General features: G+C 46.0%; 18 protein-coding genes. 12 read left to right on the plus strand and 6 right to left on the minus strand.

The genetic code is table 11. The features are described from left to right. The first annotated feature begins 74 nt into the window (after positions 1 to 74). The 4 genes from DYU11_RS10420 (at position 75) to DYU11_RS10435 (ending at position 5,154) form a co-directional block, all read left to right on the plus strand. Positions 75 to 1,577: an LptF/LptG family permease gene (locus DYU11_RS10420; RefSeq protein ID WP_119667627.1), complete on the plus strand. Its 1,503-nt coding sequence runs from the start codon at positions 75 to 77 to the stop codon at positions 1,575 to 1,577. Between the two features lie 85 nt (positions 1,578 to 1,662). Continuing rightward, a complete protein-coding gene (gene rpsO, locus DYU11_RS10425; protein ID WP_119667628.1) occupies positions 1,663 to 1,938 on the plus strand; it encodes a 30S ribosomal protein S15 in 276 nt (91 codons plus the stop codon). Positions 1,939 to 2,076: 138 nt separating this feature from the next. Next, positions 2,077 to 4,218, plus strand: a complete 2,142-nt coding sequence (locus DYU11_RS10430) for a polyribonucleotide nucleotidyltransferase (protein WP_119667629.1) — start codon at positions 2,077 to 2,079, stop codon at positions 4,216 to 4,218. Positions 4,219 to 4,290: 72 nt separating this feature from the next. Then, positions 4,291 to 5,154 (plus strand): sigma-70 family RNA polymerase sigma factor, encoded by an 864-nt coding sequence (locus tag DYU11_RS10435; RefSeq protein ID WP_009282104.1) that lies wholly within the window; start codon positions 4,291 to 4,293, stop codon positions 5,152 to 5,154. A gap of 68 nt (positions 5,155 to 5,222) precedes the next feature. On the opposite strand, the gene DYU11_RS10440 is transcribed toward DYU11_RS10435, so the two are convergent. Then, positions 5,223 to 6,158, minus strand: a complete 936-nt coding sequence (locus tag DYU11_RS10440) for a DUF4249 domain-containing protein (protein ID WP_119667630.1) — start codon at positions 6,156 to 6,158, stop codon at positions 5,223 to 5,225. Between the two features lie 30 nt (positions 6,159 to 6,188). Further along, the gene (locus DYU11_RS10445) at positions 6,189 to 8,603 is read right to left on the minus strand and encodes a TonB-dependent receptor (protein WP_119667631.1); all 2,415 of its coding nucleotides are present in this window, start codon (positions 8,601 to 8,603) and stop codon (positions 6,189 to 6,191) included. Positions 8,604 to 9,224: 621 nt separating this feature from the next. On the opposite strand from DYU11_RS10445, the gene DYU11_RS10450 reads away from it, so the two are divergent. From DYU11_RS10450 to DYU11_RS10485, 8 genes are all read left to right on the plus strand, one after another. Next, positions 9,225 to 10,025, plus strand: a complete 801-nt coding sequence (locus DYU11_RS10450) for a polysaccharide biosynthesis/export family protein (protein WP_229365759.1) — start codon at positions 9,225 to 9,227, stop codon at positions 10,023 to 10,025. A gap of 34 nt (positions 10,026 to 10,059) precedes the next feature. Beyond that, positions 10,060 to 12,381 (plus strand): GumC family protein, encoded by a 2,322-nt coding sequence (locus DYU11_RS10455; RefSeq protein WP_119667633.1) that lies wholly within the window; start codon positions 10,060 to 10,062, stop codon positions 12,379 to 12,381. A 54-nt stretch (positions 12,382 to 12,435) separates the two neighbouring features. Further along, complete coding sequence (locus DYU11_RS10460) at positions 12,436 to 13,101, plus strand: sugar transferase (protein ID WP_119667634.1); 666 nt, start codon at positions 12,436 to 12,438, stop codon at positions 13,099 to 13,101. Positions 13,102 to 13,148: 47 nt separating this feature from the next. Continuing rightward, the gene (locus DYU11_RS10465; RefSeq protein ID WP_119667635.1) at positions 13,149 to 14,225 is read left to right on the plus strand and encodes an NAD-dependent epimerase/dehydratase family protein; all 1,077 of its coding nucleotides are present in this window, start codon (positions 13,149 to 13,151) and stop codon (positions 14,223 to 14,225) included. Positions 14,226 to 14,275: 50 nt separating this feature from the next. Then, complete coding sequence (locus DYU11_RS10470) at positions 14,276 to 15,652, plus strand: oligosaccharide flippase family protein (protein WP_119667636.1); 1,377 nt, start codon at positions 14,276 to 14,278, stop codon at positions 15,650 to 15,652. A 95-nt stretch (positions 15,653 to 15,747) separates the two neighbouring features. Then, complete coding sequence (locus DYU11_RS10475) at positions 15,748 to 16,329, plus strand: acyltransferase (protein ID WP_229365760.1); 582 nt, start codon at positions 15,748 to 15,750, stop codon at positions 16,327 to 16,329. A gap of 263 nt (positions 16,330 to 16,592) precedes the next feature. Further along, positions 16,593 to 17,711, plus strand: coding sequence for a hypothetical protein (locus DYU11_RS10480; RefSeq protein WP_147367914.1), 1,119 nt, complete (start codon positions 16,593 to 16,595; stop codon positions 17,709 to 17,711). Positions 17,712 to 17,724: 13 nt separating this feature from the next. Then, positions 17,725 to 18,615: a glycosyltransferase family 2 protein gene (locus tag DYU11_RS10485; RefSeq protein WP_119667639.1), complete on the plus strand. Its 891-nt coding sequence runs from the start codon at positions 17,725 to 17,727 to the stop codon at positions 18,613 to 18,615. 391 nt (positions 18,616 to 19,006) lie between these two features. Here DYU11_RS10485 and DYU11_RS10490 read toward each other — a convergent pair whose 3' ends face one another. The 4 genes from DYU11_RS10490 to DYU11_RS10505 form a co-directional block, all read right to left on the minus strand. Next, on the minus strand, positions 19,007 to 20,392 hold the full coding sequence (locus DYU11_RS10490; protein WP_158600265.1) for a glycosyl hydrolase family 28-related protein: 1,386 nt from the start codon (positions 20,390 to 20,392) through the stop codon (positions 19,007 to 19,009). A gap of 819 nt (positions 20,393 to 21,211) precedes the next feature. Beyond that, a complete protein-coding gene (locus tag DYU11_RS10495; RefSeq protein WP_119667641.1) occupies positions 21,212 to 22,405 on the minus strand; it encodes a glycosyltransferase family 4 protein in 1,194 nt (397 codons plus the stop codon). A gap of 84 nt (positions 22,406 to 22,489) precedes the next feature. After that, positions 22,490 to 23,416 carry a glycosyltransferase gene (locus DYU11_RS10500; protein ID WP_119667642.1) on the minus strand — a complete coding sequence of 309 codons (927 nt, stop codon included), beginning with the start codon at positions 23,414 to 23,416 and terminating at the stop codon, positions 22,490 to 22,492. Then, complete coding sequence (locus tag DYU11_RS10505) at positions 23,391 to 24,182, minus strand: WecB/TagA/CpsF family glycosyltransferase (RefSeq protein ID WP_119667643.1); 792 nt, start codon at positions 24,180 to 24,182, stop codon at positions 23,391 to 23,393. The genes DYU11_RS10500 and DYU11_RS10505 overlap by 26 nt, the downstream gene beginning before the upstream one ends. Positions 24,183 to 24,228 lie beyond the last annotated feature (46 nt).

Here is a 24,228-nt window from a genome sequence, read left to right on the forward strand (position 1 = left end):
CTGACGGTATCATCACCGGGTTCGTTATGTATTGAAACGAATGTTTCAGAACAGAGACCACACGGAAGGCTTGAATGAAAAAGATTGATAAATTAATACTGAAGTCGTTTTGGGGGCCATTTGTGCTGACGCTGGGCGTCGTCATATTCATCTTCCTGATGCGACTTCTGATGTTTTACATTGACGAGTTCGTCTCCAAAGACCTCGATCTGGCCACCTTCGGCCGCCTGCTCTTCTACTTTGCGCTCCTGACGATTCCAACGGCCCTGCCGCTGGCTGTGCTGTTGTCGTCGCTGATGACGTTCGGGAACCTGGGGGAATTTTTCGAACTGACGGCCATGAAAAGTGCCGGCATCTCGCTGACCCGGGCCATGCGCCCGTTGTTGCTGGCTGCGGTTATCATCAGCGGGTTTTCATTCTGGTTTAACAACAGCGTATCGCCCTGGGCCAACCTGAAGGGATATAGTTTGCTGTACGATATCAAAACAGCCAAGGCAACGCTCAACCTGAAGGAGGGCATTTTCTACAATGACCTGCCCGGCTATAGTATTAAGGTCGACAGAAAGGAAAAAGACGGCAGAACGCTGCGGGGCCTAGTAATCTACAAGCACTCGACCAGCGGTATTGAAACCGGCAACCGTGAGATTATTCTGGCCGATTCCGGCCGGATGTATACCGATAAGGATCGTAGCTACCTGGTTTTCGAACTGTTCAACGGTAATGATTATCAGGAGTATAACGACAACAGTTCAGTGAACTACGCCAGCAATCCCTCCGCCAAAGGTGGCCCGTTTGTCCGAAATGGCTTTCGGGATTATCGGCTGGTGATCAGTCTGGAATCGTTTGGCATCAAACGAACCGACGAAAACCAGTTTCAATACCACGAATACATGAAGGACCTCAGCGAGCTTAAAACGCTGACCGATTCGCTGCGTAAAGATTTCAAAAACACCAGTCTGAGCATTGCCAGTACCTCCCGGCAGTATTATAACTATCAGTTCAAGAACGACCCGGTTGGCAGTGCAAAACCGGTCAGGGAAGGTAAATGGGTCGATTCATTGCTCAGAAAGCAAAAGGTACGTACCCCGGAGCTGGCCCAGACGGCCCTGAGTCAGGCCCAGAATATTCTGTCGTATACGTCGTCGAACATTACGTACCTCGCTGAAAAGCAGAAGACCGTATGGCGGTATCAACTGGAGACTCATCATAAGTTCACCCAGGCGATTTCCGTCTTTGTTATGTTCCTGATCGGTGCGTCGATGGGAGCCATCATCAAAAAAGGCGGGTTTGGACTGCCGGTGCTGGTGTCGATTGTCTTTTTCATTTTCCTGTACGTCCTGACGCTGACCGGTGATAAATACGCGAAAGATGGACTGCTCTGGGTGCCGGCAGGGGCCTGGATGGCCAATCTGGTGCTGTTTCCGGTCGGGTTGTATCTGATGCGGCAGGCCCGGCACGATTCGCGGCTCTTCGATAAGGATGTATACATTATTGCCTGGGAGCGGCTGAAGAAAAAGTGGCAGAGCGCCCGCAGCAAACCAACCGTTCAGACGGGGCAACCCGCCGAAATGTTGTAAAATATAGTTGTTCCGGCCCCAAATTATTGGATTTTTCGTATCTTTGCACCCGAAATAAAATTCCGATTATTAACGCTGTCTGAAGATGTATCTAACGACCGAAAAAAAGCAGGAGATTTTCTCCACCCAAGGTCACGCCAAAACTGCCGGTGATACCGGCTCGGCCGAATCCCAGATTGCGCTGTTCACGTACCGGATTAATCACTTGACGGAGCACCTCAAGGTCCACAAGCACGATTACAGCACCCGCCTGGGACTGCTGAAACTGGTTGGTAAGCGCAGACGTCTGTTGAATTACCTGATGAAAAAAGACATCAGTCGCTACCGGGCCGTGCTGGCCGAACTGGGCCTCCGGAAATAAACGGACCATCTAAGCAAAAGGGAATCTGCTTATCAGTAGATTCCCTCATTTTTATCTTTTCATACTGAAGCGGTGTAAGCGGTCGGAGAAAGAAAGTAAACGAGGCTAAAGCTGTTGAGGGCGTTTTCAAACTGTTGTATGTTTCAAATCACCACGCAAGTAGTTGCACTTCCTGATGGTCGTGAGATTACTATCGAAACCGGCAAAATGGCCCGCCAGGCCGACGGTGCGGTAGTTGTCAGACTGGGGAACACCATGTTGCTGGCCACCGTCGTGTCGGCCAAAGAAGCCAAAGAGGGCGTTGATTTCCTGCCTCTCTCGGTTGATTACCAGGAAAAATTTGCCGCTGCCGGTCGAATCCCGGGCAGCTTCCAACGGCGGGAGGGCAAACTGTCCGACCACGAAGTGCTGATCAGCCGCCTGGTAGACCGGGCGCTGCGGCCTATCTTCCCCGAAGATTATCACGCGGATACCCAGGTTATGATCACGATGATCTCAGCCGATTCCGAAGTGCTGCCTGACCAACTGGCGGCTCTGGCGGCTTCGTCGGCGCTGGCCGTATCTGATATTCCGTTCAACGGCCCGATTTCTGAAGTTCGGGTGGCTAAAATTGACGGTCAATACGTAATTAATCCCAAAACCTCAGAACTGGAACGGGCGACGCTGGACCTGATTGTTGGTGCCACAGAGCGCGACATCTGTATGGTGGAGGGCGAAATGAGCGAGTGCTCGGAAGCTGAGGTGGTTGAAGCGCTCAAAGCCGCGCACGATGCTATCAAACAGCACTGCCAGGCCCAAAAGGAACTGGAAGCCAAGGTTGGAAAAACTGAAAAACGCCAGTATAGCCACGAAACGCACGACGAAGAACTCCGGGCGGCTGTTCGGGCCTACTGTTACGATAAAATTTACGAAGTAGCCCGCCGGAAGAACGCCAGCAAAAAAGGGCGGGCGGAGGCTTTCCGGGCGGTGCGGGATGAATACGTAGCTACGTTCCCCGAGGGCTCGGTGGTTAACCTGGATCTGGTAAAGCGCTACTTCCACGATCTGGAGTGGGAAGCGTCGCGCCGGTTGGTACTCGACGAGCGGTATCGTCTGGATGGCCGCGAGCTCGACCAGATTCGTCAGATCTCGTGCGAAGCCGATTTCCTGCCGATGGCACACGGATCGGCTTTGTTCACGCGGGGGGAAACCCAGTCGCTGACGACCGTAACGCTCGGTACGAAAATGGACGAGCAGATTGTTGACCAGCCCTTGTTGCAGGGATACAACAAGTTTCTGCTGCATTATAACTTTCCGGCGTTTTCAACCGGCGAGGTGAAGCCTAACCGCGGACCTGGTCGCCGGGAAATCGGGCACGGTAATCTGGCCCACCGGGCACTGAAGAAAGTTATGCCGCCCGATTCGGAAAATCCGTATACAATTCGGGTGGTATCCGACATCCTGGAATCCAACGGATCGTCGTCAATGGCGACCGTCTGTGCCGGTACGCTGGCCCTGATGGATGCCGGCGTGAAGATCAAAGCTCCGGTTGCCGGTATTGCCATGGGTCTGATCACCGACACTGAACCCGGTTCGGATAAGTACGCGGTGCTGTCGGATATCCTCGGGGACGAAGATCACCTGGGCGACATGGACTTTAAGGTAACGGGTACCGAAAACGGTATCACGGCCTGCCAGATGGATATGAAAGTCAACGGCTTATCGTTCGAGGTACTGACCCAGGCGTTGGAGCAGGCCCGGGCCGGTCGTCTGCATATCCTGGGCGAAATGAAGAAGGCTATGTCGGACGTTCGCGCCGATCTGAAGCCGCACGCTCCACGGGCCGTGGTGATCAAGATCGACCAGAGCCAGATCGGTGCCGTTATCGGACCGGGTGGTAAAGTGGTGCAGGATATCCAGAAGGACTCAGGCGCTACGGTGGTCATCGACGAGCACGACAATGCCGGTTGGGTGAGCATCTTCGCGACCAACAAAGACAGCATGGACAAGGCCGTACGTCGGGTGAAAGGCATCGTTGCCGTACCGGAAGTAGGCGAGGTATACGACGGGGTTGTGAAGACCATTCAGCCGTTCGGGGCCTTCATCGAGTTCATGCCTGGTAAGGATGGATTATTGCACATTTCCGAGATCAAGTGGGAGCGGCTCGAGACCATGGATGGGGTGCTGGAAGTTGGCGAAGAAGTACGGGTAAAACTGATTGACATCGATAAAAAGACTGGAAAATACCGTCTGTCGCGTAAAGTATTGCTGCCGAAGCCAGAGAACAAAAAAGCGGAGTGATTTGTTACTTTTTTGTGTAATGCAACGTCATAACAAAGCGTTATATAGCCACCCGCACGGGGACAAAGTAATATGAGACAGCTAAAAATTTCCAAACAGATTACCAACCGCGAGAGTCAGTCGTTAGACAAGTACTTGCAGGAAATTGGTAAGGTGGACCTGCTCACGCCCGATGAGGAAGTGACGCTGGCCCAGAAGATTCGTGAAGGCGACCAACTGTCGCTGGAGCGATTGACCAAAGCCAACCTGCGCTTCGTGGTGTCGGTGGCTAAGCAGTATCAAAACCAGGGGTTGTCGTTAGGTGATTTGATCAACGAAGGCAACCTGGGTCTGATTAAAGCCGCTCAGCGGTTCGACGAAACCCGCGGTTTTAAGTTTATCTCCTACGCTGTGTGGTGGATTCGCCAGTCGATTCTGCAGGCTCTGGCCGAGCAGTCCCGAATTGTCCGTCTGCCGCTCAACCGTGTCGGTTCACTGAACAAGATTTCGAAGACGTTCTCTGATCTGGAGCAGAAGTTCGAACGGGAGCCGTCGCCGGAAGAACTGGCCGCGGTGCTGGAGATTTCGGCCGCCGAAGTAGTGGATACCCTGAAAATTTCGGGTCGTCACGTATCGATGGATGCACCGTTTGTGCAGGGTGAAGAAAACAGCCTGCTCGACGTGCTTGAAAACGACGGGGAAGATAAGCCGGACTCGGGTCTGATCAACGATTCGCTGCGCAAAGAAGTACAACGGGCGCTCTCGACGCTGACCCAGCGCGAAGCCGATGTGATTACACTGTACTTCGGTCTGAACGGCGAACATGCGATGACACTCGAAGAAATCGGTGAGAAGTTTAACCTGACCCGCGAACGCGTCCGGCAGATTAAAGAGAAAGCCATTCGTCGGCTCCGCCATACATCACGCTCTAAAGCGTTGAAAACATATCTCGGTTAAGAAACCGAAACCCATTGCACCAGAAACCCGCTGAATCAGCGGGTTTCTTTTTTTGCTGTCTGGACCGGCTATCGTTTCAGTACGACGTTCCGAATGGATTTGTTGTAGGCCGCAAAGCAGCCGAGTCCATCCTTGATGTTGCTGGGAATAATAACGGGTTCGGCAAAGGGGTTCCCGTCGTAGCGGGCGGCTAGTTCGGCAGCGGTATGATAGCGGTAATACGCTTCATCAACGTGCAGAAGTACAGCCGTTACCGTGGCTCTAGCGTAGTAATCGCGGAAAACGGTGTTGGGCGTACTCCTGGCTTTGTCGGTCGAATCTGCGCGGAGGGCTCCCCATTCGGAGGTTAGTACCGAGCCGTCCCGGAGGTCGTCGCTGACTAGGCCACTCAGATTGGTTGATGTACCAAACGGAATCGGGGCTCTGACCGGCCGTTGCCGGGCTTTTTCGGCCGAAGAACACGTACCGCAACTGCGCAGATAGACGAACGCTCCGATGGGCTGGTAAAAATTTTTCGTGCGGGGAGGGTCCTGCCAGGCGAGCCGTACCAGATACTGTTTATTGCCGTTGACTTCCTCCAGGGAATCTAATGATACGGTTTGCACCGGTACGGCCGGGGGAACTGTGCAGCTCCCGCTAACCCGCAGACCGTCGGGCGTCTGCACCGTTAAGGTATACGTCTGACCACTGCGGATCGGCAGACGAGCCGGATCGGCCTGGTACTGCTGATGGGTGGTGTTATAAACCAGCGTGAGTGAGCGGCCGGCATTGGTCAGGGTCACCCGGGCGTTGGTGACCAGGCCACTGGTTGCATTATACGGGTCCTGAATGGGTCGGGTCCGGTTCACTTTTACGGTCAGCACCGTATCCTGCGGAGAGATGAAGGCTGCTACAATCAGTTTGTTTGGCTGTTGGGTGAGTCCATCCAGATCCACCTCCTGACGGAGGTTCTGGCAGCCGGTCAGCGTAAGGAAACCAATACTACACCACAAGGTCGTATTCATAAAAACTGGGTCCAGACGTTACATAAGGCCTTAGAATTTAAATGAGTAATTGATGGTGGGGATAATTGGAAAAAGGGAATAGCGGTAGAGGACCGTTCGCGAGGGTTTGTTATCAGCATCCACTTTCCCTTCCATGGAATAAAAAAACGGGTTCCGTCGGTTATAGGCATTATAGACCGTAAACTCCCAGGTGCTACGCTGGTCGTTCTTTCGACTGCCAACCTGAACCCCGAGGTCCAGCCGATGATAGGGCTCGGCCCGAAAGCGATTCTTACCACTGTATTCTTTCACCGGCTGGCTATCGCCGAATACGGATTGCGCTGGATTCAGGCCCCGTTCCGGATTGTTGACGTGGAGGGTGTACCGGGCTACGGGAATGGTGAGTGCCTGCCCGGTGCCGTACACCCAGGTGCCCGACAGCCGAATCCGGTTGCTGAGTTCATAGATACCAACGAGCGCCAGATCGTGTCGGCGGTCGTAGCGCGGAAAGAAAGGACGGCCCCCATTCAACTGCGGAAACTGCCAGCGCGTAAGCGATACGGTATAGCCAATCCAGCCCGAGAAGGTGCCTTCTTTTTTCTGGAGCAGCAGTTCAAGGCCCGACGACCAGCCCCGGCCCGCCGTTACGTTGTCTTCCCAGCGGGCTTTCTGGTTTTTGGTGGCGTTGCCCGGCAGCAGAAAACTGGCGCCTTCCCGATAGCTGATGAGGTGGTTCATTGTTTTGTAGTACCCTTCGAGCGTTACGGTCACGTGACGCGCGGGCTTTGCCGACCGGCCCAGGGTTTTCCCTACGCCCGAGGCAATCTGCCAGGCCTGCTCCGGTTTAACCCGGTCGGTCGTCGGGACCCATAAATCGGTGGGTAGGCCCGTGCCCGTGTTTGAAAGCATGTGGACGTACTGATTCATCATCGTGAACGAACCCTTCACCAAATAGCCCTTCCCGAACTGGTAATCGACCGAGAACCTGGGTTCTGGCCGTACGTACTGCACCGCTTTATGCAGATAGTAGCTGGTGCGGAGGCCGCTGTTCAGGTGTAGGCGTCGACCCAGGTACCAATCGTGTTCCGCGTATACCCCCGACTCAAGCACATCGATGGGCTGATTGGCATCGGAGGTGGGCGGGGCGTTCAGGTTTGTTTCAACAATGGCACTGGGCGTAAACCGGTGGTACGTACCACGCAGGCCTACACGCAGGGCATGGTTGCTGCTCAATCGAAGCTGCCAGTCGTGCTTGACGGTCAGATCCCGGATGCCCGACTGGTATTTGAGCTGGTATACCTGAACGGCGCTGTCGGAGGAAACGGCTGCTTCCTGCGAACTGACTTTCAGTTGATAGCGTGTATAGACCAGCGCCGTCTGACTGCTCAGGCGGCTCGAAGACCGATGCTGCCACCGGAGCGTGGCCGTTGTGTTCCCCCAGTCCAGCCCCGATTTTAGATACGACTGCGACGCGTCGGTACGTTGCCCCCTGAACATATCGTAGCCGGCGTACCCGCTGATCGACAGGTGGTCTTTTGCGCTCAGATCGGCATCGACTTTTGCATTGAAATCGTGGAACCACGTCCGGTTCGGAATCTGATCACTCTGTTCCCCCGGCGTCAACCACTGCGTCAGCAGCCCGTAGTAACTGCGTCGTCCGGCAAGCAGGAACGAAACCCGGCGTTTAACCAAAGGGCCTTCCAGCGCAAAGCGGGAGGCAATCAGACCAACGCTTCCCTCGCCATGCAGGTGATGCATATCACCGGTTTTCAGCTTCATATCAATGACGGACGAAAGACGCCCGCCGTACTGGGCAGGAAAACCCCCTTTAGTCAACTCAACGCTCTGGAGAATATCGCCGTTGAAGGCTGAAAAAAAACCGAAGAGGTGATTCGGGTTATAGACGATGGCGTCGTCCAGCAAAATCAGGTTCTGGTCCGGACCGCCCCCGCGTACATATACCCCCGTGCTCCCTTCGGTTCCTTTCTGAACGCCGGGCAGCAACTGAATTACTTTCAGCACGTCTTTTTCACCCAGCAGCGCGGGGACTTTCCTGACCTGATCGAGGGAAAGGGATATTTTGCCCAGGGACAGCGCTTCGCCGACCTGTTTACTGGTCAGAATCGGCCTGACTGTTACTTCGGTCAACGTACGGCCCGGTTGAAGCAGGATGGTTATGGGTTCGGTCAGGGAGTAGGCTGCGAGCGGGACCAGGGTAGTTGGGTAGCCGACGTGTGTGACGGTTATCGTCAGGCTGTCGGATGGAGGCACCCGGAGTGAAAAATAGCCCCTCGCGTCCGTTCTGGTACCCTGACCGGTGGATGACACGACCAACCCGGCTCCTGCCAGGGCCTGTCCAGTTCCTTTTTCAAGTACATAGCCGGTAACAAGCCGATTGGTCTGGGCCATGAGGGGTAAGGAAAGCAGGTAGCAGAGAAGCAGAATGCCAGTACAGCGATAGGTCATAACCAGGGACGTTACTCCAGAGATTGAACAATCAACTCCCTTTCTTCACTATGGATTTAAATCTTCAGGGAGTGCAATTTATCTGTAATACCAGAAAGGAAGACATAATTGTTATTGAATTCCATTAAAAGTTAGTAAAATCAACAAAGAGTTCCTTTTTATTGAAAAAAGAGTATAATTACAAATAATTTTAAGTCAATTATGGCGTCGCTAGATTAACTTGACGTCTGGTAAAAAATAAGAATTATATTAGAATTATACAATTGCGCAGTATGTTCATATAAGATGTGTATATAGCTCTATCATTTTAATGTGGTTATTAGAATGGACTACTCACTGAAAATCAATAGGTTATTATTTTATTTACGAAAAGATAAAAAAGTAAACTAAAAATTCATGATTGTCGGTTTTGAAAAATTTAGTATGTTTGACCTGTTGTTTACGATATATGCTTTTGAGGAAACTTCTGTTCTTTGTTTAGATGATAGAAGTAGAAGAATGTAAAGCGTAGACAAACTGACAAACTTAAGCCGACGGGTGCAATAGCGCTGCGAGGACCCTACAATTTTTTGAGCATTACAGGACATTGACATGCAAGTAAGACCAACAATCAGTAAAAGAATGTTTTTTCTGACGGCTATGCTGGGTTTGCTGATCCTAGGCTGTCAATCACTCACCAGTTGTGTGTCGACACGTGAGCTGGTTTATTTTCAGGATACGCCGGGCGAAGGCGAAAAGTCAGCCGTGGCCAGTAAGTATATACCGACCGTTCAGGCCGGTGATGTGCTGTCGATCCAGATCAGCAGTCTAAATCCCGAAGCGTCTTCGTTCTTTAATCCGTATTCGACAGTCGCCCTGGCGGCCGAACGGGGCAACCAGATGAATACGCCAGGCAGTACTACTCCGCTGCCACCCTCGACGGGCTACCTGGTCGATGGGGCCGGTGACATTGAACTGCCGGTTATTGGCAAGCTCCACGTAAAAGATCAGACCACCAGCCAGGTAAAAGATGTTATCCGCGATAAAGTGAAGGATTACCTGAAGGAGCCGACCGTAAACGTCCGGAATCTGAACTTCCGCATCTCGGTAATGGGCGAGGTGATGCGCCCTGCGCTGTTTACGATCCCGAACGAGCAGATTACACTGCTGGAAGCACTGAGTCTGTCGGGGGATATTTCAATCTACGGTCGTCGGGACAACGTACTGGTCATCCGCGAAGAAAACGGCCAGCGCACCTTTGCCCGCCTTGACCTGACGAAGCGGGATGTATTCAAATCGCCTTATTACTACCTGCATCCCAACGATGTAGTATACGTAGAGCCAGGTAAAGCAAAGGCCGCCACTGCCGACCGTACGAATCAGCTGCTGCCGATCGTCCTGAGTGCTCTTTCCTTTCTGGCCATCATCGCATCTCGCTTCTAGAAATCTTCTCGTCCAACTCAACTTCAAAAGGTTTATGACAACGTCGAACAACTACACCTACACGCCGTACCAGGTCTATGAATCGGACAAAGCGCCGAATCTGCGGGTGGTGCTCATGCGTTATCTGCGTCACTGGAAATGGTTTGTGTTGTCGCTGGGGGTAGCACTGGGTGGGGCTTATCTGTACCTGCAGTACCAGCAGCCGATCTACAAGGTATCGACCAGCCTGTTGATCAAAGACGACAAAAAAGGCCTCGATGGGGAGAATATCCTGAAGGAAATGGATATCCTCAAGCCTAAAAAAGTAGTCGAAAACGAAGTTGAGGTCGTCAAATCCTTTTCGCTCATGGATAAAGTCGTGAGTAATTTAGGACTGGACGTTCGCTACTTCAAAACCACGCAGATGGGCAAACGGGAAATTTACGACGAATCGCCCATTCGCCTAATTATTGAAAAGCCAAAGTCAACTCTCTACGAAAACGAGTTGAACGTATCGGTTGTCAATGCCCGCGTTGTCCGGATCAACGATACCGCTTACCCGGTCAATCAAAGCATTGAAACGCCTTACGGACGGCTCCGCGTATTCGCCCGCCGGACGCTGACTACGCACGAGGAACCGCTTACCCTAACCGTACTGCCTCATGCCGAAGCCGTTGTGGACTACATGGAGCGCCTGGATGTGGAACCAACCAGCAAAGCATCGACCGTACTGGCCATTACGCTGGAAGAGGCTGTACCCCGGAAAGGTGAAGCCGTGTTGACTCGTCTGATCGATGAGTATAACCAGGCCGCCGTTGCCGACAAAAACCTGGTAGCGGCTAATACGCTCCATTTCATCGAAGAGCGGCTTCAGTTGATTTCAGGAGAACTGAGCACGGTTGAAAAAGACGTTGAATCCTACAAATCGGCCCAGGGGATTACCGACCTAAGTTCACAGGCGCAGGTGTTTCTGGAGACCGTTAAGGAAAACGACACCCAGTTGAACCAGGCTACTATCCAGCTGAGTGCCATCGAAGACATTGAGGACTACGTTCGCAGTAAGGCATCGGATCGGGGAGCGGCCCCATCCGTGCTGAGCGTGAGCGATCCGGTACTGGTTGGGCTGGTCAGCAAACTGACCGAACTGGAGCTGCAGCGCGATCAGCTGGCCCGGACAACCACGGAGAATAACCCGATGCTGCAATCGCTGGATAGCCAGATCAAGGCGACGAAGAACAGCCTGAGCGATAACATAGCTGGTACAAAGCGCATGCTGACGTCTACACGCCAGCGTTTGCTGTCGACCAACCGGCGACTGGAGGGGCAGATTCGGACCGTGCCCAGCAAAGAACGCGCGTTGCTGAACATTACCCGCCAGCAGGCGATTAAGAACAACCTGTATACGTACCTGCTTCAGAAGCGGGAAGAAACGGCGCTCTCGTATGCGTCGACAGTGGCCGATACACGTACCATCGATCCCCCCCGTACCGATAAAAAACCCGTTAAACCCGTTGGTAAAACTACGTATCTGCTGTTTGCTTTGTTGGGGCTGCTGTTGCCGGTAGGCGTGATTGCGGGACGCGATGCGCTGAACGACCGGGTAAACAGACGGTCAGACGTAGAAGAGGCTTCACAGGTACCGATCCTGGGTGAGATTGCGGCCACCCGCAACGTTGATCCGCTGGTTATGGTGTCGGGAAAGCGTTCCGTTATTGCCGAGCAGATCCGAACCCTGCGTACCAACCTGCAATTTCTGCGGAGTGATCCGAATCGTAGTCAGGTGGTGCTGTTTACGTCCAGTATCAGTGGCGAAGGTAAGTCGTTCCTCTCGTTGAACCTGGGAGCCAGTCTGGCGCTGGTCGACCGGCCCACGGTGATTCTGGAGATGGACCTCCGGAAGCCCAAGCTGCACTCCGTGCTTCAGATGGGCAATGCCGTGGGCATCAGTAACTACCTGATTCAGGAAGCCAGCCTTGACGACGTACTGCAGGAGATTCCTGGTTTTCCTAACTACTACATCATCACCAGTGGCCCGATTCCGCCCAATCCGTCGGAGCTGTTGAGCAGTCCGCGGTTAGAGCAGCTGCTTAACGAACTGCGCGACCGGTTTGACTACGTTATCGTCGACTCACCCCCAATTGGCCTGGTAACGGATGCTCAGTTGATTGCCCCGTTTGCCGATGCAACAATGTTCATGGTACGTAATGACCACACGCCGAAGCATTACCTGAAGATGATCGACATGTTGTATAAAGAGCAACGGTTCCAGCGCCTGAACATCATCCTGAACGCGGTAGGGGAGGGCGAATCGTACTACTACAGTTATGGGTATTACGAGGCTGATACAAACAAGCCTGCAAAAACTATCCGCAAATAATCATTACCATCTGGCATAACTAAAATGTACTAACCTGCTAACCATAGTGCACGTATGCTCAGTTCTCCCACCTTACTTTATCCACCGCTCGAGACCAACGTTAACCAGGATTCTGCATTAACTCACAAAGTAGTCTGGGGAAAACGACTGTTTGATATCGTTGCGTCAAGTCTGGTCATTCTGGTTGTCATGTCCTGGCTCGTACCGTTGCTCGCCTTAGCAATCAGGCTTTCATCGCCGGGACCTATTCTGTTTGTTCAGTTACGTACTGGCCGCAACGGGCGTCCGTTCCGATGCTTCAAGTTCAGGACAATGACGCATGATCCTAAGGCTTCCTTTAAGCAGGCAACTAAGAATGATTCACGAGTAACCTCAATTGGTCGCATTTTACGAAAAACAAACCTTGACGAATTGCCGCAGGTGTTTAATGTGCTGCTTGGTCAGATGAGCGTTGTAGGACCTCGTCCGCATGCCATTCAGCATGACGCCCAGTTCTGGAGCACATTGCCTGGTTACCCAGACCGCTATATTGTAAAGCCTGGTATCACAGGTTTAGCGCAGGTTCGTGGTTGCCGGGGAGAAACAGACACGGTTCAGAAAATGAAGCATCGCGTGCAGTTTGATCACTTTTACATCCGGAAGCAAACGCTTATCCTGGATTTGAAAATCTGCTGGTGGACAGTTGAGAAGATGATCAAGGGTGATGAAAAGGCGCATTAATAAAAGCTAATCTAGAAGTTCCTCAATCAAAAGCTTATCCATAAATCATGAACATTGCTCTAATCACTGGTTCTGCCGGGTTAATTGGCAGCGAAGCCGTTGCTTTTTTCGCCGATAAGTTCGACGCTATCATTGGCATCGACAATAATATGCGCCAGTACTTCTTTGGCCCCGACGGCTCCACCGAGTGGAACCGCAACCGCCTGGCCGATTCCTACGCCACTTACAAACACTACACGGCCGACATCCGTGAGGTCCCTCAACTGGAGCCCATCTTCCGCGAGTATGGCGCCGACATCAAGCTCGTGCTGCACACGGCCGCCCAACCCAGCCACGACTGGGCCGCCCGCGAGCCCTTCACCGACTTTGGGGTCAATGCCGTTGGTACGCTGAACCTGCTGGAGATGACCCGGCTGCACTGTCCCGAGGCTGTTTTCATCTTCACCTCTACCAACAAGGTCTATGGCGACAACCCCAACTTCCTGCCCCTGATCGAGACCGAAACTCGCTGGGAGATCGACCAGACCCATCCCTACTTCGCCAACGGGATCGATGAGCACATGAGCCTGGACCACACCAAGCACTCCATCTTTGGAGCCTCGAAGGTGGCCGCCGACATCATGGTGCAGGAGTATGGCCGCTACTTTGGCATGAAGACGGGCGTGTTCCGGGGGGGCTGCCTGACGGGACCAAACCACTCGGGGGCTCAGCTGCACGGCTTTCTGTCGTACCTGATGAAGTGCGCCATCACCGGCAACCAGTACACGATCTTCGGCTACAAGGGCAAGCAGGTACGTGACAACATCCACAGCTGGGATCTGGTGAACATGTTCTGGCACTTCTACCAGAACCCACGTCCAGGCGAGGTGTACAACGCCGGTGGAGGTCGCTACGCCAACTGCTCGATGCTGGAGGCTATTGCCTTGTGTGAGGAGATTTCAGGCAACAAAATGAACTACACGTATTCAGAAACGAACCGGATTGGCGACCACATCTGGTACGTGAGTGACCTAAGTAAGTTCAAGACACACTATCCGGGCTGGCACTGGACGTTCGACCTGAAAGAAACGATGGTACAGATCCATGACAGCATGGCCGCCCGGCTGGCTGTGTTTGAAAATTAATTACTTATAGTTTAGCAATAAACGATCTTCATAAACGAAGAGAAGTTTTTATGCTTGCAAAAATGCTTCAAGTTGGGAATCTATTTCTTAGGATTGGACGGGTAGACAATAAGCGTACGCTTATTGTCTACCGTAACATCATAGCTTCTGTATTTCTGAAAGGAGCTGGAGTCTTAATCAGTTTTATAATGGTTCCCCTGACAATTTCATATGTCAATGTACAAAACTTTGGTATATGGATGACGATAAGTTCTATAACACTTTGGTTCGGAATTATAGACGTGGGATTTGGTAATGGACTGCGCAATCAACTCGTCGTCAATTTTGCTCAAAATGATTTTGATGTAGCCAAACGATCGTTAAGTACACTTTATTTTATACTGATTTTAAGTGCAATTTTTCTATCATGCCTATGTGGCATACTTACAAATTTTATTAATTGGGTTGAACTGTTCCATATTGATAAATCAGAACAGCCAATTATTCAACATGTTATCTTGATTGTATTAACTAGCTTTAGTATCCAAATCGCACTTAAGCCAATTAATTCAGTTCTATTAGCAGATCAGCGATCTTCAATGACTTCTTGGATTTTGTTGAGCGGAAATTTGTTAGCTCTTTTTTGTGTGTTTGTAGCAGTCCGATTTACATCGGGATCACTACTTACGTTAGCTTATATTCAAAGTTGTACACCGGTGATATCCTTGGTTATAGCGAATGTATGGCTGTTTTCTACAAAATATAAACATATTGCTCCTTCTTTAAGCGCAGTAAGACTAAGGAATAGTAAAAGCTTGTTTGGGACAGGGGGGCAATTTTTATTCTTGCAAATATCAAGTGTATTAATGTTTTCTTCAGGGAATATAGTCGTGTCATATTTTCTTGGTTCAGATCAAGTAACCGTTTATACGGTTGCTAATCGGTATTTCGGAGTAATACCATTATTGTATGGGATTATTATTACTCCATATTGGTCAGCGTTTACAGATGCGTATGCGAAACAAGATAAAGTGTGGATTATAAATACAATGCGCAAATTGAATCAATTCACATTACTTGTTTTGGTATCAGTAGTAAGTTTATTATTTTTTGCTAATAAAGCTTACGGTTATTGGGTTGGAGAAAAGATTTATATTCCATTTTTACTGTCTATATCGTTTGCTTGTTATGTGGTAAGTTATACAGCTTTAGGTAATTATAATTATTTTATAAATGGTATAGGTAAAATACGTGTACTTCTTCTCGCATCAATTTTTGGATTGATATTATATATACCCTTAAATTATATATTTATTAAATACCTTAATCTTGGTATTTCAGGTGTTGTCTGGGTAAGTACGTTATGGAATTTAATTCTAATTCTCCTTTGCCGTACGCAGTATAAAAAAATTATAAATGATACTGCATCAGGTCTTTGGAACAAATAACTGCTAGACATAATTTCTGTATGAAAAATTTGATAATTTTATTCTGCCGCGTAATCAGGTTCTTATTCCGTTGGTTAAATAAGAAATCGTCAACCTTGTATTCGAAAATTTTGTTTTTTTTAAATAACGTTGATTACAAGACAGGATTTATTAGTAATGGTGTACCCATTATAGATATTAATAAAGGTTCAAAATTAATCATTGGAAAAAATTTGAAGATTAATAATGGATTACGGTACAATCGAATAGGGCGGCAGCAACCATGTTTTTTTATTGCTAATTATGGGGGAGAGATAGTTATTGGAGACGATGTTGGAATGAGTTCTACAGCCATAGTCTGCCACAAGCGTGTGAGGATAGGAAGTAATGTAAAAATAGGGGGAGGAACTGTTATTTATGATACTGATTTTCATAACCTTGACGTATGTAGAAGAACTTCTATAAAAGAAGATATCACAACGGTTAAGAAGAAGGAGGTAGAAATTAAAGACAATGTTTTTATTGGAGCTCATTGTATTATTTTGAAAGGGGTAACAATTGGTGAAAACTCAATCATTGGTGCTGGCTCAGTACTTACTAAAAGCGTCCCGCATAACCAGATATGGGCTGGTAATCCCGCCCAATTTGTAAAGTTTATTGAGTTTGGAGAAAAATCTGGAATGATCGAAAAATATTAACAATTATGGGTAAGAAACTTGGAATGTACATCGTTTGTTTTTTTGTTTTAATTAGCCCATTAATTTATAGGAGTTTGTATGTTTTTGATACAAACAAGATTTATACCTCATATACATCTTCTATAATTATGTTAGTACCGATAATAATATTATTTAATTTGAAAAACTTTTTGAATAAATTGTTTTTAGGATTTTGGACATTCTGGTTATTCATAGGTGTACTGAATATATTAAGTTCATATAAAAATAACCCCAACTATTATATGGAAGTTGAAGATGGCAGTATTATTTATGCTTTTTTTACTGCACTTCTTGCAATTGGTTTTTTCATAGGAGAATATTACACATTGAGTAAGCTCGAAATTCATAAAAGTCTTTCACCAACACTAAAAATTGACAGGCCTTTTATATTTATCTTACTAATTTTTCCTGTATTATGGTTAATTAGTTTTGTTAAAAGCTTAGGTTTCTTGCCAGTGCTAGCTGGAGTAGATATAACTGATGATATGTATGGAATGAGCTATGGGCCACTTTACGGATATAGTATTATCAATTCAATCTCTATTGTATTGGTTTACAGCATGCTGATTCGATCGGATAAAATGTATATAAAAATTTTATGCATTCTCTATATAGTAATGATAATGGCTATTTCATCAGTTGATAGCAAGAGATATGTTTTGTTGATATCACTTCTTTCAATGTTTGTATTTAACAAAGTTTGGAAAAGATCATTTAGATTTGATTTTTTCATACTTGTATATGCATTAGTTGGGGCCATATTGTACATTGCATTGTTAGGGCTAAGGCAAGGTAATTTAGACGCTAATGATTATAATCAATATTTTGAAAATTTAGCTATTGGAGTTGAATACCGAGATTTCATCAGAACTTTTAATGATTTTGAGCCAGGGAAAATTCCCCATTATAATTTTGAAAGAAGTTTAATTGGGGCTTTTTTAAATGTTGATATATTGAATTTTTTCGGTTATGATAAAAAAGAACTTACTTTACAAGGAAGCGCATATACATGGATGACAATTTTTAATTCTTCACTCGGAATAAGAACTGGGTTAATTTCTGAGCTATATTTTGCGTATGATTTGATTGGTGGAGGTGCTTGTATCTTGCTTTTTGGATTATTAGTAAATTATGTTTCATTTAAAATTCATAAAGCAATAAGTGAACTTCAACTAGTTTTATTATGTATAGTGTATTCCCTTTTATTGCTATCTGTGATGGGACAAAGTACTGCTACAGTTGGACAACTATGCATCCTCATGTATGTTTATTTTGCTTATTCATTTTATAAGCGTTTTTCCCGCAATGGAAAAATAAATCCGACAATAATTAATCTGCAGAATAAAGCTCACACTGTTTAATTTTATTAATAACATGATTTACATCGTAATTCCTGTTTTCAACAGAATTGGCTTTACCATAAATTGTTTAGAATCTTTGCTAAACCAAAGTTTCGATAATATAAAAGTTATTGTAGTTGATGATGGGTCAACTGACAACACATACGAAATAATAAAGCAAAGTTTTCCAGATGTAATTATACTCAAGGGTGATGGTACTCTCTGGTGGGCTGGTGCTACAAATAAAGGTGTTGAATATGCTTTATCCAATTCTTCTAATTTAGAGCGAGACTTTATTCTTACACTGAATAACGATCTTATTGTAAAAGAAGATTATATTGAGTCTTTGATTAATTGTTTCAATAACAACAAACCCTGCTTGGTTGGATCTGTATCTGTTGATATTGAAAATCCCGAAAAAGTGGAGTACCTGGGCGTACGTTGGAATAGACTTACTGCAAAATTACATCGTGTAGCACAAGCTTCTAATAAAAAATCGTATTCACAGTTACTCACATCGACCGAAATTCTGCCTTCGGACCTGTTATCAGGACGAGGTACTTTAATACCACTTGTTCTTTTTAAACAGATTGGCTTATATGATACAGTTCGTTTTCCGCAGTATGCAGCAGATGATGATTTTTCATATAGAGCAAAACAAGCTGGTTATAAACTTATACTTTCAACAAAATCTGTGGTGTTGAGTCATTGTAAAGCAACGGGCTTACATTTGTCAGCACAAAAACCAACGTATAAGGTATTGTGGCAAGCTATGACATCAATAAAATCACCAACAAATTTAAAAGTAAGATTTCACTGGGCAATGAAAAATACTGAGCTTAAAATTGTTTACTTCTTAATTGATAGTTTACGGATCATTGCTTCATTTCATTTTAAGATGTTACGTAGGTTAATTTCTGGATGAGTGGATGATAACAACGTTTTGATTTTAGTTAATAGCTACACATTACTTTATATATTATTGCTCGAATACTATACTTTGATCACAGCCAATTTGGAACGGTCAAGGTATATTGCTCTGAATAAGAATTAGGTAGCCAATTTGCTTCCTTGCACACTTTCTATAGGACATGGTATCTACCTCTAAGCCTTTGGGTAGTATGTTGTTTGACGCAGCGGCAATACATTCCCTTTACAAGTTTAAATTGATAAGAAATAATGCTGAGCTAGTATAGTCTGTTAGACCTTGTTTACTAACACAGAGACCGGCGATACCGCCGGTCTCTGTGTTTTTTTACAGGTTACTCATCAGCATACCGGTTATTGAGAACCGGGCGCTGACCTTTTTTAATAATTTAGCTATTGAAGGTACAGTTTTGCAATTCGTTTTTGCTGGCCGAATCAGTTTCTTTCAGGTACACTGTCTTGTTGGTAGACCGTATTAGCTGGCTCTTAACGATCGTATTTTTATTGGTTTGTGACCCTTTAAATTTAACTACTGCCTCTGCTGACGAGTTACCATCGCAACTGAACGTGCTATTTAAGAATTGATTGTTTTGGGATGATAAGTTTGTCGACTCAATTAGCAAAGCATTACCACCGCGGCTACTGATCTGGTTGTTTTTGAATGTGCTATTTGACACGTTGCGTAGTTGCATGAACCACATTGTGTTAAATTTATTGTTCTCAACGGTGGCCGAGGTGACGTTTCCAAAAAATATGTATGCCTTGTCGTCTTTGTTAAGATTTTGATTGGCAATGATTTGTATGTTTTCGTGCATATCACCTTTTGATGATGAAATAGAGATTACTGACAACGGCCGATTTGCTTCTTTGTTCATGCGTGTTAATTCGCTCAACTGATTTCGTACAATCTGAGCATTCTTGATTGAGCCAGCAAGCTCAATCCCAATGTCATACGGATTAGAGATTCTGTTATCTGCCACGATAAGATTGCTGCCCTTGCCCGAGAAGCTTACAGCCATGCCATAATGATAAGCAGCGTTTTCGTTCAGGCCCAAATTGCTGAATGTGCAGGAGCTAACTTCGATCTGGCTGAAACGATCAATACCATCATACAAATGATTTTGTATCTCGATAGCCATATTTCCTATATTATTGAATGTACAGTTGTTTATACTTATGTTTTTAACTGAAGACCCGACTGCGTCAGTTACCAGTTTAATACCAGCTGTTGAACAATTAGGGGCTGAAAATGTACAGCCAGAGACCGATAGTCCAGATATGGTTTTTCTGTTCGAAGCCATCAAACCAAAGTAGTAGGTGGCAGCATTGGTGTTTGTACTCTCGAAGGAAAGGTTCTTGAACGAAACGTTAGATACGTTTCCGAGGTCAATTATAGTGCGCTCAGTCGATAAAATTTTAGATTTGCCAAGACCAGCAATCTCTATGTTTGAAACCTCCAGTTTGATAACCTTTGTAACTTTATATGTGCCTTCTGGGAACAAAACCTGCTTGCCAGCACCACTTTTTAAAGCTTTAGTAATTGCCTCAGTATCATCGGCTTGCCCATCTCCTTTAGCCCCGAATGCTTTAACGTCAATGGCATCTACTGTAATTGTAACATTGACAACTTTGGGCTCTTCAATGACAATTGATGTTGGTGTTTCCTGAGGGGCTATTGATTCAATCTGCTGTGTGCAGGAAGTAGTCAAATTAGTAATTAACAAGGCAGCGAATAAAATCAGTTGGTTCTGTGTGGGAGTAAAAATGTGTTTCACGAAGGAGATCAATTTTGTCTGTTTTTGTTGAGACAAAATTGATGTACCTACATAAAATTCACTTTAAAGCTTGATTAACATGTAGTTAGCCATAAATTATAAACTTATTAAGAGCAGATTAAACAAAAATTAAAGCAAAACATCGCATTAAATACTCTTTAATTTTTTTCATTGTATAAAATTTAAAAATTAGTTGTCGATATATTAAATGTATATACATTGAGTTATATAAAACTTTATTTCGTTTATTTAAAACAAAATTATATTTGCTTTTTTTTGATTGTACAGATAAAATATGCAAATAAAGTTTTGTGTTCTTTCAGTTTTTAGATGATTAAAGCTCTTAAAGGTTGATTAATACTGTGTATTTTATTTTTTAAAAGTGTAAAAACTACAGTGACTAGGCTACGTACAATTGTTATTGGACAGGATCTAGTAATGATAAAACTAATTTGTGAAAGGTATAAATAAGTAAGTGTGTTTGCTTATTTAGTGCATTATATGTATAAATAGTAATTTTTATATTTATAAAATCGCAAATTTGACTATTTAATAAATGAGTTTAAAGTAGATATCCAGTTTTTATTGGTTCTGAATTATATAAATATTTCAGTATTATTTTTATTATTTATAATAAGTTTTATTTGTGCCTTCGGATAATAGTTCTAAAATTTTTGAGTAAGCGGGGTTTTAACTTAAGTGTGTGTATTATACGAGTAGGAATACTATTTAGTTTAGAAAAAATAAGAAGAATGGTTCTATCAAAGCGTTCATAGATTCCTACAATCCCTAACTATACTCAAATTGTGGATTGTTCGTTTAGCTGCCAACTTTAATCAGCGGCAGTTGAGCCAAGAGAGATTCGTAAATTGCCACATGTTGTTTGTAGACGATCTGCTCGGTATATTGATCTTGATAACTAACACGACCTGCTTTACCAATTGCCATTAGGTCGTTGGTTTTCAATTGACGTATAACATTAGCTAATGCATCGGCGTCACCCATTGTAAAGAATATTCCATTTTTATTCTCTTCCACAATAGTCCGAAAGTTTGGCTGATCCGAGCAGATGACTGGTGTCCCCGTTGAAAATGCTTCAATAATTACAGTTGGAAGTCCTTCGTACCAAATAGAGGGTACAATAAGGGCTTGGCATTGCCGGATTCGTTCGATAACCACTTCTCTGTCTAGAAGACCACTATAACGAACGTTTGACATTGTGTCAGCAGCGGCTTGTACTTCATTTCTAAGGGGACCATCACCAATAATTTCGAGCGGAAAAGAGTATAATCGAGCCGCTTCGAGAAGTACCCGGATGCCTTTTTCGATAGTAAGGCGCCCAACATACAGGAGTGTATGTTCCCTTGTGTAAGAAACATCATAACCTAAGTCAGCAATAGCGTTAGGTTTGACAATAACCTGCTCTGGACTAAGACGTAGCGATGAGTTTACAATTTTCTGGCGTATAAAATCAGTTAATACGATCAATCGGTCAAGGCTGCGCCAGGTACCTATCTGTTTATGAAGGCCGGTGATGGCCGTCAACTGAGCTGTTTGCAAATGTGAATTACGGAAACAACCAAAACGAATACCGTCTAAGGGAAATGTTTGGGTCAAGCAACGCTCGCATGGAATTTCGTTCACTCGCATCAGTGAGCCGCTGGCGCATACAAGCCGGTAGTTATGCATGGTCATAACTACAGGTATGCGTCGTTGCTTTGCAACGTGAATTACTGCCGGCGAGGCCGTATAGAATAAATTATGTATGTGAATGATGTCGGGAGTAAACGTATCAATCGCCTTTTCAACGCGCCTTGCAGAATCTGCATTATAGAAAGTTTTAAACCCAGACAAAATTTTGGTGGGAAGAGACCCAGAAGTAAAATCTTCGTTGTCAAATAGTAATACGTTGACTGTATGCCCGTGTCGGCGTAGCATTGCAACCTCCTGCTCTAATATAATATCTTCTCCACCCCGATACTGATAGCGGTTATGAATATATAGAATTTTCATGCTTTTTTAAGAATTGAGAGTTTTCTTCCTATTTGTGAATAGATTATTCTGTACAAAAGGCTGAAAAAAGAATCAAGGAATACTTTACCGCATACCAGCGTATGTTTTCAGGCGGTTCCAGATACGAACACTAAGGCTAAATCGATTTCTGAATTGCGCGACAAGTTGTGGATGCAAGCTTATGGCATCTGGAAGGGCAAACATGTGCTGCTCACCCTTGTCAACAACCGTTGTATACCGATTAAAGACATTTGTGTTTGTAGCATCATTGGTATAAAAACCAATATTGTTTACCTTAGAAATTGTCGGGTAAACTGTGAGTGCTTTGTTTTTGAATTGACTGTAGCAGAAACGAATCGCCCACGAGTCCATTTCGCCATTTTGCTGTCTTTGTAGCATACGTACACGGTCATCTCCGCCTTGGTTAAAAGCTCGTCGTTGAACAGGGTCACGCATAAACTGGTCGAAATCCGAGACGTTCCAGTCAACTAATTGCCAGCGATCGGCCCAAGTTGCCCACCCCCAGGACCCAGTACGGGGAAAGAAATAGGCATCGTACGTATAATCAACTGGTTTACGAAAGGGGAATGAATAGCCCGTTATGGAAAAAATCGTTTTATTATGGATATAGTGCTGTAAGCACTGATTCATGTAGTTAAGAAAGTTAGGACTGGTAATCAGATCATCCTCAAGCACAATGACTTGTCTGTGCTTGTTGAGTACATGAGTAACCCCTTCAATAACTGATCGGGCAAGCCCCCGATTTTTGTCAGAGATAGTAACATTAACAGCCTTAAAACCTGATAGGTTACTTACCAACTGCCTCACAGCCGTAACTTTTGGTAAGTCTTCAGGGCGTTTCGGACCATCAACAAAAACGTACAATTCACTTTCTTTGGCCAAATGGTTGTCCTTCAATGCCGCAATCGTCTGCTCCAGTTCCGCCGGCCGCTTGTAGGCGAATAAGACGATTGGGGCCAGCTTATCAGATGCGGGGGCGAGAGACTGCATGCGGTAGTCGTTTTGTTAAAAGTTGCTGAAGAACGTAATACACATAAAGCGAGTTGGTAATGGCGTAGCGTTTGAATAGTCGCCGTGGTTCCTGGGCAAGACGGTAGCTCCATTCCAACCCTGACCGCTGCATCCAGATTGGAGCTCGCTGGATGTTGCCAACCAGATAATCGAAGGCGGCTCCAACCGCCATCATAACTGCGTTGACTTTACCCATGTGTTGAGCAACCCAAATTTCCTGACGCGGGCATCCACGGCCGACTAGTACGATATGAGCACCGCTTTCGTTGATTTTTCGAATGTCCTCTGCGTCTTCTTCAGGAGTTGCATCGCGAAAGCGATCAACATGAATACCGCATACTGTTACGCCTGGATACTGTTTGCTGATGTGTTGATTAAGCTTCTCCAGTGTAGTCGCAGTACTTCCATATAGATACACTCTAAGATGGTTTATGCTGGCTGCTTGCAACACATGTTGCGTCAAATCCGGGCCAGACACACGGTCAGGTAAAGCAGTATTATTGAGGAGATTGAGAGCCCATTGTACAGGTTTGCCATCTGGAACAATCATATCAATGTGTGGTACGTGCTGAGCCACTTTTTCATTATGAATCGATTCCATTAAGCCATGAACGGCCAAGGCTGAAACGCCAAAACTATTTCGATTTACAGCGTTATGAACGATGATTTCAGTCGCTGATTTATAATCGACTGCCGCATAAGGAATACCAAATAAAGGAGCTTTTGTAAATTGTGAGTTTTTCATTACGAAATAGTTACAGTTCAAGTGGTTGTTACTAAGTGTTTATCAG

The sequence above is a fragment of the Fibrisoma montanum genome (assembly GCF_003583365.1).
Classification (GTDB): domain Bacteria; phylum Bacteroidota; class Bacteroidia; order Cytophagales; family Spirosomataceae; genus Fibrisoma; species Fibrisoma montanum.